General features: G+C 40.6%; 15 protein-coding genes. 5 read left to right on the plus strand and 10 right to left on the minus strand.

From position 1 onward, the window contains the following. Positions 1-109 precede the first annotated feature (109 nt). The gene (locus A1QC_RS13370; protein ID WP_017025266.1) at positions 110-385 is read left to right on the plus strand and encodes a helix-turn-helix domain-containing protein; all 276 of its coding nucleotides are present in this window, start codon (positions 110-112) and stop codon (positions 383-385) included. After that, positions 378-1,619, plus strand: coding sequence for a type II toxin-antitoxin system HipA family toxin (locus A1QC_RS13375; protein ID WP_017025267.1), 1,242 nt, complete (start codon positions 378-380; stop codon positions 1,617-1,619). The genes A1QC_RS13370 and A1QC_RS13375 overlap by 8 nt, the downstream gene beginning before the upstream one ends. 126 nt (positions 1,620-1,745) lie before the next feature. Here the strand turns inward: A1QC_RS13375 and A1QC_RS15785 are convergent, their stop codons facing one another. The 7 genes from A1QC_RS15785 to rbsD all read right to left on the minus strand — a co-directional run bounded on the left by A1QC_RS15785 (position 1,746) and on the right by rbsD (position 8,091). Beyond that, positions 1,746-1,931 carry a tyrosine-type recombinase/integrase gene (locus tag A1QC_RS15785; RefSeq protein WP_141706021.1) on the minus strand — a complete coding sequence of 62 codons (186 nt, stop codon included), beginning with the start codon at positions 1,929-1,931 and terminating at the stop codon, positions 1,746-1,748. Between the two features lie 108 nt (positions 1,932-2,039). Beyond that, a complete protein-coding gene (locus A1QC_RS13380) occupies positions 2,040-3,044 on the minus strand; it encodes a substrate-binding domain-containing protein (protein WP_017025268.1) in 1,005 nt (334 codons plus the stop codon). A 26-nt stretch (positions 3,045-3,070) separates the two neighbouring features. Beyond that, a complete protein-coding gene (gene rbsK / locus A1QC_RS13385) occupies positions 3,071-4,018 on the minus strand; it encodes a ribokinase (protein ID WP_017025269.1) in 948 nt (315 codons plus the stop codon). A gap of 166 nt (positions 4,019-4,184) precedes the next feature. Beyond that, complete coding sequence (rbsB, locus tag A1QC_RS13390; protein WP_026025838.1) at positions 4,185-5,063, minus strand: ribose ABC transporter substrate-binding protein RbsB; 879 nt, start codon at positions 5,061-5,063, stop codon at positions 4,185-4,187. 73 nt (positions 5,064-5,136) lie between these two features. Beyond that, the gene (gene rbsC, locus A1QC_RS13395; protein ID WP_017025271.1) at positions 5,137-6,156 is read right to left on the minus strand and encodes a ribose ABC transporter permease; all 1,020 of its coding nucleotides are present in this window, start codon (positions 6,154-6,156) and stop codon (positions 5,137-5,139) included. After that, on the minus strand, positions 6,153-7,658 hold the full coding sequence (gene rbsA, locus A1QC_RS13400) for a ribose ABC transporter ATP-binding protein RbsA (RefSeq protein WP_017025272.1): 1,506 nt from the start codon (positions 7,656-7,658) through the stop codon (positions 6,153-6,155). The genes rbsC and rbsA overlap by 4 nt, the downstream gene beginning before the upstream one ends. 13 nt (positions 7,659-7,671) lie before the next feature. Continuing rightward, a complete protein-coding gene (gene rbsD / locus A1QC_RS13405) occupies positions 7,672-8,091 on the minus strand; it encodes a D-ribose pyranase (protein WP_017025273.1) in 420 nt (139 codons plus the stop codon). 273 nt (positions 8,092-8,364) lie between these two features. Between rbsD and A1QC_RS13410 the strand changes: the two genes are divergently transcribed. From A1QC_RS13410 to A1QC_RS13420, 3 genes are all read left to right on the plus strand, one after another. Beyond that, entirely contained in the window at positions 8,365-9,315 is a 951-nt protein-coding gene (locus A1QC_RS13410) for a histone deacetylase family protein (RefSeq protein WP_017025274.1), read from the plus strand. Next, the gene (locus A1QC_RS13415) at positions 9,302-9,820 is read left to right on the plus strand and encodes an NUDIX domain-containing protein (RefSeq protein WP_017025275.1); all 519 of its coding nucleotides are present in this window, start codon (positions 9,302-9,304) and stop codon (positions 9,818-9,820) included. Before A1QC_RS13410 ends, A1QC_RS13415 begins: the two co-directional genes overlap by 14 nt. Positions 9,821-9,893: 73 nt before the next feature. Then, positions 9,894-11,054 (plus strand): BamA/TamA family outer membrane protein, encoded by a 1,161-nt coding sequence (locus A1QC_RS13420; protein WP_017025276.1) that lies wholly within the window; start codon positions 9,894-9,896, stop codon positions 11,052-11,054. Between the two features lie 3 nt (positions 11,055-11,057). Here A1QC_RS13420 and A1QC_RS13425 read toward each other — a convergent pair whose 3' ends face one another. The 3 genes from A1QC_RS13425 to fabV form a co-directional block, all read right to left on the minus strand. Next, positions 11,058-11,570, minus strand: a complete 513-nt coding sequence (locus A1QC_RS13425) for a M48 metallopeptidase family protein (protein ID WP_017025277.1) — start codon at positions 11,568-11,570, stop codon at positions 11,058-11,060. A 92-nt stretch (positions 11,571-11,662) separates the two neighbouring features. Then, the gene (locus A1QC_RS13430) at positions 11,663-13,312 is read right to left on the minus strand and encodes an ABC-ATPase domain-containing protein (RefSeq protein ID WP_017025278.1); all 1,650 of its coding nucleotides are present in this window, start codon (positions 13,310-13,312) and stop codon (positions 11,663-11,665) included. A 399-nt stretch (positions 13,313-13,711) separates the two neighbouring features. Beyond that, positions 13,712-14,908 (minus strand): enoyl-ACP reductase FabV, encoded by a 1,197-nt coding sequence (gene fabV / locus A1QC_RS13435; protein ID WP_017025279.1) that lies wholly within the window; start codon positions 14,906-14,908, stop codon positions 13,712-13,714. Between the last annotated feature and the right edge of the window lie 210 nt (positions 14,909-15,118).

The following is a 15,118-nucleotide window of genomic DNA, read 5'->3' on the forward strand; positions in this document are numbered from 1 at the left end:
TGTTTTAATAAATCAATGACTACAATTACTCATTTTTTGCTACAATAGTGACATTAATTTCGATTTTTGTGCTATTATCGTTACAGTAGTAGCAACTTTTGAGGCATCTATGTTATCTCTTTATACCGCTTATGATCTGCAAATGGAGCTCAAAGAGTTTATTAAATCCGCTCGGAAAAAAGATAAACTCAGTGTTCAGAAGCTGGCTGATCTCTCTGGCGTGCCTTATGCGACGATCCGAAAGTTTGAGTCAACTGGCAATATTTCATTACGTCAATTCCTCATGCTTTATGAGACAGTCGGTGACTTGAAAAAAGTCAAAGAGCTGACAAAGCCGTCTGAGCCTGAATTTAAATCAATAGAGGATGTGCTCAAACATGCTTAAATCAGCCTTGACCGTAAAACGAACGCTTAGTACTGGTGAAAAGGTACTTGTCGGCAAGCTCGTTGAAAATAGTAAGCAAAGCTTTTTTCAATTTGATGAGGCTTATTTAGGTACTCATTCAAGTTCTCTGGCTCCGTTCAATTTAGAGGCGGATACAAGTCTGCAAGTTGCCCCTAAAGAACCGCATTACGGTATTCATGGCGTTTTTGGAGACAGTCTTCCTGATGGTTGGGGCCTTTATCTTATGGATCGTGTATTTAGACAGAATGGCCATAATCCTAAGGAAGTCACTGCCTTAGAGCGCTTAGCTTATCTAGGTGACAGATGTATGGGGGCGTTGAGTTACGAGCCTGAATTAAATTTACTTGATGAGTCCAAAGAGTCGATTGATATCATTACCCTTGGCCGAGCTGCAATTGAAGAGTTTGAAGGCACCGAGTCTGCTTTGCTTGAGCATTTGATGAATACAGGGGGATCGGGTGGTGCAAGGCCGAAAATGAACGTAACGCGTTTATCAAATGGGCAATATTCCACATTAAATGAGGCACAAGGAACCAAGCTTATCGTAAAGCTGACATCTGAAAAGTTTGACTTGAAGCACTCAGAGTCATTAGTCGAATATTGTTACATGAAAATGGCACGTAATGTCGGTATTGAGGTTTCTAACTTTGATTTAATTGATGCGGGTAATGGACGATTTTGGCTAGAGCAGGAACGATTTGATTGCACTGAGCAAGGCGGTCGAATTCATATGATTTCTGCGTGTGGGCTATTAGATGCACCTTTTCGAGAGCCTTCTTTGGACTATGTGGATTTAATTAAAGCTACGCGTATCATGTGTAGTGTCACTGAGTCACAGAAGCTCATTAAGCGCTGCATATTTAACTACCTGACGGTCAACCAAGATGATCACAGTAAGAACTTCAGCTTCCTTGCTAGTGATACTGATAACTGGTCACTATCACCTTTTTACGACATTGTTTACAGTCCAAGCCCCTACAAAGAGCATATGACGGCATTTGGTGGATATGGTCGAACCCCAAAGAATGTGCTAGACCAGTTAGCTGCTCAATCTGGGTTGTCTTCGAAGAAAGAGATTATGGTGATGGCTGAAGAAATATTCGAAACAACACGCTTGTTTAGTCATGAAGCTAAACATCTAGGCCTATCACCAAATCTAATCAAGGAGATTGATAAAGATATGGTAGAAAAGTTTAATGCGCTGCAAGTATAGAGTGGGATCCTTCTTAACATCGGAATTTGTGACCTTTAAGATCTTTATATTGAAAAGCTTCTTATTTAATCCTACTACAATGGTTGGTTACCCTGTAACTTTTGTGATGTAATCACTCCACCAGCATTAATTCTTTCCTTTGTTCAAAAAATCTGTCCGTAAATAACTTGCTCTTGTTTCATTTTGATCTAAGTGAGACAAATAAGCTTTTATCTGAAGCGAATCAAATCCTTGTTCATGTAACGCTGTTGCAGCAATGGATCGTAGGCCGTGAGCTACAAGTTGATCTTTGAAATTTAAACTTCGCTTCAGTGCTGCATTGGCAGTAAATACGCTGAGTTAGCCAAAGCTGATTTCATTGAACCGATTAAAGCGTTGATGGAAAATCATTTCTAATGTCAGGAGGCATCAAAGATAAACTCAGCCTTGAGCAATCACTGAATGGCGTATCACTAATGTGGGCTCAAGTTGGATCACTTGTTGCGGTGCTTGTGGCTTTTCAAGGCGAGCGAGTAGTGTATCGACAGCTGTTTTGCCGAGTTGATGCTTCGGTTGGTGGATGGTGGTTAGGGAAGGGGTGATATATTTCGCTAAATGAATGTCATCGTAACCAATAACCGAAAGATCACTTGGGATTGTTAAGCCATCTTCTGTCGCAGCATTAATTAACCCCATTGCCATCATATCGTTGCAAACAAAGAGTGCCGTAGGTAGCGTACCATTGGTTTTTAACGTTTGATAAGCGTCATAACCCCCATCACACTCAAAGTTACCTTCAATGATCCAATCATTATTTACATCGATCTTGGCATCTTGTAGTGCCTGTATAAATCCATTAAAACGAGATGAGGCTTGATTTCGGTGGAGTGGGCCTGTGATACAGCCAATATTGGTATGGCCATTATCAATTAAATATTGAGTTGCGAGATAACCACCTTTGTATGAGTTATCTTGAATTTTATCACTGGCATACGCCATTGGCCCCCAATCCATTACTACAACCGGTAATTCTGGATAACGTTCAAAAATCTCAATTTTCTCGCCTTCTAACGTGGAACACATCAGCATTAGGCCATCCACTCGTTTTTGTAAAAGCGTATCAATAGAAGCTTTCATACGCTCACTGTCGCCTTCGGTATTACATAAAATGAGGTTATAACCTTTTTCATAGCAACGACGTTCAACCCCTTTTAGTACTTCACCAAAAAAAGGATTGGTGGAGGTTGTTACTAACATTCCTACCGTTTTGGTGCATTTCATTTTTAAGCTACGAGCAAGAGCAGAAGGGGCATAGTTAAGATCGGTGGCGGCTTGTTTAACGCGCTTTTCAATATCTTCGCTAACGAATCGCGATTGATTAAAAACATGGCTTACCGTCGAAGTTGATACTTGGGCTAATCGCGCTACATCTTTCATGGTGGCCATGTTTCTTTATTCCTTTTTAGGTGCGGTTAATTGGCTTGTGATGCTAAAAAGGCATCGGTTTGCTGTCTGGTTGGTATCGAGGTTTGTGCGCCAAATTGAGTGACCGATAATGCTGCTGCAGCGTGAGCAAAAACAGTGGCTTGTTTGATTGCCATACCTTCTATTAACCCTGTGACTAATGCGCCATTAAATGTATCGCCTGCGGCGGTGGTGTCAACGGCTTTTACTCTAAAGCCTTGAATAAGTTCACCATGTGAGTTTTGACTAAGCCAAACGCCTTTCGCACCAAGTGTGATCATTACGATGGCAATACCTTTGCTGTGCAATTGATCCGCAGCAAGTTGAGCGGTTTTTTCATCAATCACATGAATACCAGTAAGCACTTCGGCTTCTGTTTCATTTGGAGTAATGATATCGACTTGTGAAAGTAAAGAATCAGGTAAAGCTTGAGCAGGAGCCGGATTTAAAATTACTTTACTATTTGAAACGTGTTTTTGACCGGTTGGGCTTGTTTTTGCTAATTGAATGGCAGCTTCAATGCCCGCAAGAGGTGTTTCAAGTTGTAGCAGTAAATATTCACATGCTTGAATGTCTAGTTGGTGTTGAGACACTAACTCTGCAGTTACGTGGTTATTGGCTTCCGGGGATAAACAAATACTATTTTCGCCATCATCGGAGACCTGGATCATAGCGATCCCAGTCGGTGTGTTCTCGGTAATATGGACATATTCAGTATTGATACCATCTTGTTTGAATTGCTTAATGATATTATGGCCAAAGCTATCGGAACCCACACAAGCAATAAAACCGATATCGGCCCCTAAACGTGCAGCGGCAACGGCTTGATTTGCACCTTTACCACCTGCAATAACTTGGTAGTTTCGCCCCATTAAGGTTTCACCAGGACGAGGAAAATAGGGGACTTGCAGCACATGATCCGCATTGACACTGCCTAAAACCATCAGTTTGTTCATTGATAAATCCTTAGTTGATGAGTGCAGAATAGTGATGACATTATTGCTGTATAAACCACAAATTAATTTATAAGTTGATTTACATAGCGATAATACATTATGGAAATTATGGTGAGAGTAAATGGAACTCTCACCATGTGAATATTACTTAGCGAATCACTAAATATTATTTAATGATGACTTTTAATGGTACCGGGATGTTCTTTTCAACGGTTTGACCTTTCAATACTTTGTCTGCCGTTTCTACTCCTAATGCACCAATCAAAGCTGGTTGTTGTGCAATGGTGGCACCTAACATGCCACGTTTAACAGCTGCAATACCGTCGTCAGTACCATCGAAGCCAACAATCAATACATCTTTACCAGAAGCTTGAACAGCACGTAACGCACCTAATGCCATTTCATCATTTTGAGCAAATACCGCTTGTACGTCACCGTTTGCAGCAAGCAGGTTTTCCATCACGTTTAAACCTTTGGTTCTGTCGAAATCGGCAGGTTGGCTAGCAAGAAGCTCAAGGTGTGAGCCTTTAACTGCATTCATAAAGCCTTCGCCACGCTCACGAGCTGCAGAAGTACCGGCAATACCTTCTAATTGAATGACTTTGGCTTTTTCGCCTACTTTTTCAATGATGTATTTACCCGCCATTTCACCACCCGCTACATTATCAGACGCGATATGGCTAACCACTTCACCACGGCTTGCACCACGGTCTAAAGTTAGTACGGGAATCTTGGCACGGTTTGCAATGCGAATTGCATTAGAAACTGCGTCAGAATCAGTCGGGTTAATCAAAATGGCTTTTACACCACGAACCGATAAATCTTCTACATTGGAAAGTTCTTTACTTGGGTCATTTTGTGAATCTAAAACAATCAGTTTATAACCAAGCTCTTTTGCTTTGTCCTCTGCACCATCTTTCATGCTCACAAAGAATGGGTTATTAAGGGTCGATACAACGATCGCCATGGTATCTTGTGCTTGAGCGGCAACCGATATCGTACTGGCTAACATGGCAGCAGAAAGTAAATTAGTGAGTTTTTTCATTTTCATGTTGTTATTCCTTTAATGTAGGGGGGAGCCTATCAACTGGCCCTTGTTAGTTATTACTTTATTTAAATTACTTATTTTTGTTGTCGACCATTACTGCTAATAAGATCACGACCGCTTTGGCGATCATTTGGTAATAAGAGGAAACGTCTAATAGGTTCAATGCATTGTTTAAGAAACCAATGATCAGCGCACCGATTAAGGTGCCCATGATGCGCCCACGACCACCCATTAAACTGGTTCCGCCCACGACAACTGCAGCAATGGCATCAAGCTCGTATCCCATACCGGCGGTTGGTTGAGCGGAAGAAAGGCGAGAAGTCACAATAATACCGGCTAGGGCAGATAACAGACCACAGATTGCATAGACACCAATTTTTACTCTATCGACATTAATGCCAGATAAACGTGTGGCTGATTCATTGCCACCAAGTGCATAAATGTAGCGTCCAAAACGCGTATGATTTAGCAGGTACCAAACTGCTGCAAAAACAAATACCATAAGCCAAACTGGAACTGGAATACCAAGTGTGTAACCAGTGCCAAACCATGCAAAGTTGTCGGCTACATCAGTAAACCCAGTTGAAATAGGGCGACCATCGGTGTAAACCATAGTGACACCACGTAATAGTGTCATGGTCACTAGGGTTGCAATGAATGCTTGAACTTTGCCTTTAGCAATAATAAGGCCACTAATACCACCTAAAATGGCACCAGCAAGTAAAGCGGTAGGTACGGCAATCAGTACTGGAACTTCCATGGCAATTAAGCTAGCGGCAAATGCGCCACATAAAGCCAAGACAGAGCCGACACTTAAGTCGATTCCAGCGGTTAGGATAACTAATGTCATACCTACAGCAATAATGGCGCTGACGGAGGTTTGTCTTAATATATTGAGTATGTTGTCTACAGTGAAGAAATTCGGGTTTAAAAAAGACACCACCATAATTAAGAAAATTAAGGCAATCAGTGATTTTTGTTCAATTAGCCATTCTTTACTTATGAATGGTTTCTTCTTATTTTCAGGTGACTTCTTCTCTGGTGAAAGGTTTTCTGAAGCGTCTGGTTGCTTGATTGTTTTACTGCTCATGCGACATCCTTACTGATATTTTTACCGACTGCACAAGCCAGTAGTAATTCTTGATTTGCTTGTTTGGCACCAAATTCGCCACTGATTTTACCTTCATGCATTACAAAAATTCGGTCGCTCATGCCAAGTACTTCTGGCATTTCAGAAGACACCAAAATAATACTCATGCCTTCAGCTTTAAATTTATTGATCAACTGATAAATTTCTTTTTTCGCACCAACATCAACCCCACGAGTGGGTTCATCTAAAATCAGGACATTAGGACGAGTCATTAACCCTTTCGCAATAGCAACTTTCTGTTGGTTACCGCCAGATAAATTGCCAATGAGTTGTTCGCGGGTAGGGGTTTTGATATTGAATAATTCGATAAAATCATCCACCGCCATTACTTCACTTTTATGTTGAATTTGGGCTCCTTGACTAAAGTGCTTTAGGGCTGATAGGGTCATGTTATCTTTAACGGATAACCCTAAAATTAAGCCGTCACCTTTGCGGTCTTCTGAGATATAAGCAATGCCATTGGCAAGGCCTTCTTGAGGCGTTTTTGAATGGATGGATTCACCTTCAAGCAGAACATCACCACTTTGATAAGGTAGAGCCCCATAAATCATTTTCATTAGTTCTGTTCTGCCAGCACCCATTAAGCCTGAAACACCAACAATTTCACCGCGCTTTACATGAAAGCTCACACTGTGAATACCTTTTCCGGTTAGGTTTTTTACTTCAAGGCGAGTATCACCAGATTGAACCGCAATTCTTGGGTATTGTTCTTCCAGCTTTCGGCCAACCATCATTTCTATTAAGGTATCTTCATTAGTGCTTTTCACCGTGCATTCACCAATGAATTTCCCATCACGTAAGACCGTAATATCATCACAAATTTCAAAGATCTCTTTTAAACGGTGTGAGATATAAACAATGCCACAACCTTGGTCGCGCAATTCGTTGATTACCTTAAATAAGAATTCGGTTTCTTTATCGGTTAATGCATCGGTTGGTTCATCCATGATGATGACTTTCGATTCAAAAGAGAGTGCTTTGGCAATCTCGACCATTTGCTGTTCACCTAGGCTAAGCTCGCCTAATAGCGTATTGGATGGTCGTTTAACATTTAAACGGGCCAGCAATTTATCTGCTTTTTCATGCATTTTATCCCAGAGGATCCGCCCAAATCGATTGGTGATTTCGCGGCCTAAAAAGATATTTTCAGCAATACTAATCTCAGGAATGAGGTTAAGTTCTTGGTGAATAATACTGATCCCAGCTTGCTGAGAATCACGTGGTCCTTTAAATGCAGCAGGTTGACCTTGGTAATGAATCTGGCCCGCATCCATAGAATAAATACCAGTTAACACTTTCATTAAAGTTGATTTACCGGCGCCATTTTCACCCATCAATGCCATTACGCGGCCTGGGTAGACATTTAAACTGGCTTGATCAAGTGCTTTTACACCTGGAAAGGCTTTTTCAATGCGCTGAAGTTCTAATATGGCTTGTGTCATAACAGCTTCCTTTTTAAAAGGTCACGCCGGTTTGAAAGATAACATTGGCATATGGAGTACATTCACCAGTACGAATGATGGCTTTGCTTTGATGCGTTCGTAATTTGAAGTCTTCGTGTGAAAGATAAGTAATAGATAAGGTTTTACCTGTTTGCAATTCTTCCGATTTTAAACATTCAAGTAATGCTTGATGATGTACCGGGCTGACTTGTTCAAACTCATTGGCAATGATGACGCCTTCAATTTGAGATTCTTTCAGTAACACGTCAACGGTTTGTATAAAGCTTGGTACACCGTGGGTAAGTGCAAGATCAATCCGTTTAACTAAAGAGGGGACAGGCAAACCTGCATCACAAATAGTGATCTCATCAGTGTGGCCTAATGTTGCTACCAAATACGAAAGATCAGAATGTAGCAAAGGGCTTTTTTTCATAATGGTACAACCTATATTAGAAATAAATCCGACTTCATCGAAACGTTTCGATAGATAATAGTAACAAAAATGAAGAATGCATTCTTGTAGTGAATAAATTGTGAAATGGATCATCGAAACGTTTCGATTGGGAGTTATGTGAGTGATCAAACTCACAGGGATAAAGAAGACAAAACAAGAGTGAGGCTGTATTTTTATTATTAAGCTGATAGCATCCATCTATCTCGATAAGCCATGCCTGTGCTTTAAATGTTAAGAGTACCAACCCGTATTATGATCCCACTTATTTATCATCCCATTTACTCTGCTTTGGAATTACCAGCTAAACATCGTTATCCAATCAACAAATATCGACTTTTGTACCAAGAGATTGTTTCGGCTATTCAAGTGAATGAAACTTGGCAAGAACAATTGAAATTTATTAAGCCTAGTGCGATTGTTATTGAGCAAGTTAAAGCGGTGCATGATTCGGATTACGTGGATGCTTTAATACAAGGCAATTTGCCCGCGGCTAAAATGCGACGTATTGGTTTCCCCTGGAGTGAGGCATTAATGGAGCGAACCTTGATGTCGTCAGGTGGCACTTGCAAAACCGTAGAGATGGCAGTGGAGTGCGGCTTAGCGATTCATTTAAGTGGTGGGTATCACCATGCTCATGCCGATTTTGGCAGTGGATTTTGTTTATTCAATGATTTGGTTTTAGCGGCGAAGTACGCATTAAATATTGATAATATAGATAAAGTTCTCATCGTGGATAGCGATGTGCATCATGGTGATGGCAGTGCGACATTAACAGAAAATGAAAGTGACATTGTCACATTATCGTTTCATTGTGAGAAGAATTTCCCGGCAAGAAAGCCGAATTCTACAATGGATATCGCCATGCCAAGAGATACCAACGATGCTGAGTTTCTTGATAACTTTACTTCAATTGTTGAAATGGCGATTAATCTGCACCAACCAGACTTGATACTTTATGATGCTGGCGTGGATATTCATATTGACGACGAACTGGGGTATTTTCAGGTATCGACGGACGGTATTTATGAGCGCGATAGATTTATGTTTGAATTAGCCAAAAGACAGAGCTTACCGATTGCTTGTGTCATTGGTGGTGGCTATCGCACTGAACATCGTGATTTAGTGCCGATTCATATGCAACTCATAAAAGCGGCTATGGATTCTCGAAGCCAGATTGAAAGGAAAAGTTATGGAACAGACTAAGGTGAACCATTCAAGGCAACAGCATCGAATTCGAGCCGCTGGGATCGCAGTTAAAAAAAATGCGGTGCTTTTATTGAGAGTTAATGATTTTAGTGGTGAATATTGGATACCACCGGGGGGTGGCCTTGAGGAAACGGATATTCACACCCAAGGATGTCTAAAGCGAGAGTGTTATGAAGAAGCTGGCATCGATGTCGAAGTGGGTGAATTATTGTGCGTTAGAGAGTTCTTAGAAACCAGCCGTAATATTTACCATGCGGAATTCTTCTACAAGATCACTGATTTTTCTGGTGAGCCACATATTAATAATTTAGAAGGGCTGAATGATGCTCAATTTATACAAGAAGTGAAATGGATCCCGATTAAGCAGTTAAATGAAATGCGTACATTTCCTACCGATTTAAATCAAGTTGTTACGCTAGCGCTGCATAATCAATGTAGCGTTCACCTTGGAAGTTATGTGCAAGGTGATGATGAAATGTGTAATCAAATGATTTTAAATTAAATTTTATATTCTGTGCAGTAATGGTTTACGCTTTAAAGAATTTAAATAGTGAGCCAACTCAAAGGAACTGAGTGTGACAATATTTTCTAAAACCCTCTTTATTTCTTCATTAATTTGCTCCCCAAGTTTAATGGCAGCTTCCTTTACCGATCCTATCGATGGAAAGTTGGATATGGGAGAGATGATTGCAGAAAATCCTTACGCTTTTTTACCGATTCCGATCATTTTAACAGAACCAGCTATTGGATATGGTGGGGGATTTATGGGGATGTTTATCCATGAATCGAAAGAAGCGAAGGAAAAAAGGAAAAAGCTTGCATTGGAATCGGTTGATGGTGGTGCGAAATTGATCCCGCCAAACTTTACAATTGCAGGCGGTGCGGCAACAGAAAATGGTACTTGGTTTGCAGGCGTAGGCCATCGACATACTTGGTTAAATGACCGTATTCGTTACCTTGGCGCACTGGGCTATGCCAACATCAATATCGATATTTATAAAGGTGTTGACCAGTTTTCTTCTGATTTAGAATTTGAAAGCCAAACAAAAGGATATGGTGGCTTACAGAAATTGCAATTTAAAGTAGCAGATACTCATTTATACCTTGGTATTTCTCAGTTGTGGTTTCGAACTGAAATTGGTGCCAAAGAGCCCGTGGTCGATAATGTTATTCAAACTTTATTAGGGGATAAAAGTACCTCTTCTGCATTAGGCTTTATTGCGCAATACGATTCCAGAGATAACTTGTTTTATCCTAAAGAAGGTGGAACAGCCAAGATTGAGTATTTATTTTACCGCAGCGCTTTTGGTAGTGATTATGAATTTAATACTGCTGAAGTCGATGGGGAGTATTACTTCCCACTTGCCGATACATGGACATTAGGGGTCGCAGCTAGTTATCAATCACTAACGGGAGAAGATGAAACCTTACCACCACTTGCTCGCCCTTATATAGAGATGCGTGGTATTGCTCGTTACCGTTATCAAGGAGATTATATTTTAACAACACAAGGCCAATTAATGTGGCAAGTCACCCCTCGCTGGTCTTTACAAGGTTTTGTCGGGGCAGGTTCTGCAACCGACGATGCACAAGATTTATATCAAGAGACAGAAATAGCTTATGGTGTTGGCTTTCGTTATATGATCGCTCGCCGATTTGGTCTTCATACTGGAGTTGATCTTGCATTTAGCGATGAAGATACGGCATTTTATTTCAATATGGGGTCGGGTTTTTAAATGTTACTGGTTGGCTTGAGCTAACTCTTTATAAGTGAGGAATAATCTCGCATCAAACTCTAACTGATGATAATCCGGTTCCATGTGGCAACATAGGGCATAAAAGGCTTTGTTGTGCTCTTTTTCTTTAATGTGTGCTAATTCATGTACCACTAACATGCGTAATAATGATTCTGGGGCATCTTTAAAGATCGAAGCAATGCGAATTTCATTCTTGGCCTTTAATTTACCACCATGGTTACGAGAAACGAAGGTGTGTAAGCCTAAAGCATGATTGACGATGTGAATTTTCGGGTCATAAATCACTTTGGATAATGGTGACGACTTTTTCAAATAACGATTCTTTATCGCCATGGTGTAATCGTAAAGCGCTTTTTCAGTGGTCAAATTATGCATGGTTGGGTATTTATTATTGACCCATGCCGCGAGCTTGCCTTGTTCTATCAAGCTTTGAACTTGAGATAGAACATGGTCTGGATAGCCTTGTAAGTACTTTAAAGAATGATTATTTTTCATCGATTTGAACCTTGAAAATCTGCTTGAGCTTAGCGGTTTGTATTTAAAATAAAAGCGATCCTAAGATCGCTTTTTTACATTCTATTGGTAAATTAAATTTTAAATTGAGCTTTACGAAGTCGGTTCAACACCGCCATTACATCAAGAGTACGAGGTTTGGCTAAGTCACCATTTTTTGGCATAGCTTGATACCAGTCGCGTTGTAGTGCTTTGTCAAAAATATAGGAAGGGTTATCACTCCAACCAGGTTGTTGTGATAACTGAAACCATAACCAACCAATAGCATTCAGTTCACTGGTCGATTCGATTTGTTCCAGTGCTGAAACATCAATATGCTCTTTACCAAAGCGCAGAGTGTGGGTGCCTTTACCTTGAATTCGAAATTTCCCTTCCGCTAAGATTTTTTGCAAACACAAGTTATGGAATGAACGAGCAGGGTGCTTAACCAGCGGTGTTTCAGTTTCTTGATTACGTTGCGTTGGATGTTGTTTGATTACTTCTTTTGCTTTAGCTGTGACATCGAGGGCTTGATAATCGTGCATTTGAATTACAGTATCGGCAACATCAAAATAATCACCAGAACCACCCATTACGATAATCGAAGATACACCTTGTTCATTACGCAATTGGCCAATACGATCCACCAATGGAGTAATCGGCTCATCGCCTTTGCTCACTAACGCTTGCATGCGCTCATCACGGATCATGAAATTGGTGGCTGAAGTATCTTCATCAATAAGCAGAGTTGTTGCGCCAGCTTCAAGCGATTCTTGTAACCAAGCGGCTTGTGATGTTGAGCCAGATGCATCTTGTGTGGAGAAATCGTATGTATCTTTCCCCATTGGTAAATGGTTAATGTAATTCGATAGGTTTAGATGATGGACACTACGACCATCTTCGGCACGAATTTTCATTGCTTGTGGATCTGTGACAATATATTCACGGCCATCGGTTGGAATGTGATCGTAAATAGAACGTTCAATAGCGGTTAATAAGGTTGATTTACCATGGAAGCCACCGCCAACAATTAAGGTAATACCTTTCGGAATCCCCAACCCACGAACTTCACCTTTGTGCGGGGTTTTTAAGGTATACGCTAAGGATTCTGGTGCGTTAAATGTGATGGCATTTTTCATTGGTAAATCACAATCACCGGCTACTCGTGGTAATACGCTACCATCGGCAACAAAGGCTACAAGGTTGTTTTCAGCAAGTTGATTACGAAGTGCTACTTGATCTTCAACGACTTCACAATGGCGTTTTAAGGCTTCTATGTCTATCTCACGGGCGATGGTGGCGCGTCGAATAAATTTCGGCAAATGGAAGGTCAAAATATTAATCGCTTTCTTGCCTAAAATTTGGCGGCCATCTGCAGGTAAATTGACCCGAAAACGCAGTTCGATCCCTTCTTCATCAAAAATAACGGCAGTATGGTCTAAAACACTTTGACCATTGAAAGCGATGTCTACTGAAAGTTCTGGCTGTGCTAATTGAGAAAAATAGCGTGCAATATAATCACGAGCCGCACGTTGATAATCTTCTGATTTTTCAAGTAACCATTGCAGATCAGTGAGCGACCAAGCACGACGAGCACGTAAGCGAGAAGCGGTCGCATGAGGGTCACCTTGAACGGAATCGATGAAAAGGTCGAAATCGGTGAAATCATACTGACCTTTAATTTGTTGGTAAGAACGATAATTTTGCTTTTCGATGTTTTTCAGTTTGAAGATCAGCGTATCCATAGGAATTTCGTATCGCTTTTGGTGAGAGTGAAGGCTAAAGCGGGATTATATACCCAAGTAACTTCAAGATGCGAGTTTCAGCGAGAATAAAACAAGCTTTAAGCAAGGCAAATAGAATACGATGATAGTCTTTATACCTATATTCAATTTAATGTAAGAGGCAGCTTGTTTTGACTGGCCTTTTTATACGTCGTGAAATTATTGAGGTACATACATTCTGATTTTTGGTTGAAGGTAGATAATAGGAAGGATCTTGATGAAAAAACCTCTCTAACGAAAATAATTCGTCATCTAATTAATAACATTAGGTGATACCGCTAATCATTAGCTGTATCACCTAGTTAGAGAGGTGGTGAATTACGTCATACCCCAACTAGCGGGGTAGTAAGCTAAGTGAACTTATGGTTTTAATGAAGTCAGTGTTTCAAAATCAATATCCTGTTGATAATCCACACCCTCAATATCAAAACCGTTTAGCTGCATAAATGCTTGCTTATAGCCTTGGTAGTCGCCGAGTTGTTTGAAATTTTCTTGATTCATATTTTGCATAATTTCATATACACGTTCTTGAACGCTTGGTTTTAATTCCCATTCATCCATACGAATCAAACGTTCTGCATCCACCGGCGGTTGTGCTTGATTGAATTTGCTTGAAAACAAACGCTGCATTTGTTCGATACAGCCTTCATGATTACCTTCTTCTTTCATCGCTTGATAGAGCGCAATAATGTACGGCGTAAAAGCTGGAATATAAACACTGGCTTTGGTGACGAGCGCTTTACATACGGTTGCATACGCAGAGCCATTGAAGTTCGCTAGCTTTAAGTTCAAAGAATGGCTTGCTTGATGTAAATCGACCTTTGCCCAACCCAAAGTGCCATCTCGGTAAATCGGATAGTTGGCTTCGGATCCAATGTAAGAAAATGCAATGGTTTGGCAGCCTTGCGCAATAGATTCAGAATTAATGAGAGTATCGACCCATGACTCCCAATCAGAGCCACCCATGACTTTAATCGTAGATTCGATTTCATCATCCGTGGCTGCTTCAACGGTGGTTTCGACCCATAGATCGTTGTCCAGTAATACGGTTGCTCCAGTGACGCTGTTACCAATAGGTTTGATACTTGAAACCCAGTTTTCACCAGTGTTTGGATTCGGTCGGATGCCTGTCGCTAAACTGTAAATGATCAGATCAACTTCACCTTCAAAGTAGGTTTCAATTGCTTCAATGACTTGATCGCGAGTCTCTTGTGCAAACGCATCACCAATGATATTGACTGCAATACGTCCTTCTTTCTCGGCTTCTTGTTTAAAGAAGACATTGTTGTACCAACCTGCAGTGCCTACTCCTTTTTCAGAGGGACCTCGTTCAAATGAAACACCAATGGTATCGGCTTCACTTCCTCCGAAGGCTAAAGCAATGCGAGCCGCGAGCCCGAAACCTGAAGATGCACCTAGAATTAGAACGCGCTTAGGGCCATTTTTGATTTGTTCAGCATTTTTTACAAATTGAATGTGTTGTTGTACTAATGCCTGACATCCATATGGGTGAGCGCTTCGTGCAACGACGCCTTTGATGATTGGTTCAATAACCATGCGATATCCTGCCTATCGTGATAAGGAATAATCTTCACAGGATAGAAATAAGTGGTAAGAAAAATATTGAGCAAACAGGGTATTAAGGTCAAATTTACAAATTATGTGAAGAAAATTTGTTTCAGATCATGAATGAAAGGTAATAAATAAGAAAAAACGATCCGTAATTTGGACCGTTTTTGTATGATTTATTCAGCGCGTGAAATTGTA

The sequence above is a fragment of the Vibrio rumoiensis 1S-45 genome (assembly GCF_000286955.2).
Classification (GTDB): Bacteria; Pseudomonadota; Gammaproteobacteria; order Enterobacterales; family Vibrionaceae; genus Vibrio; species Vibrio rumoiensis_A.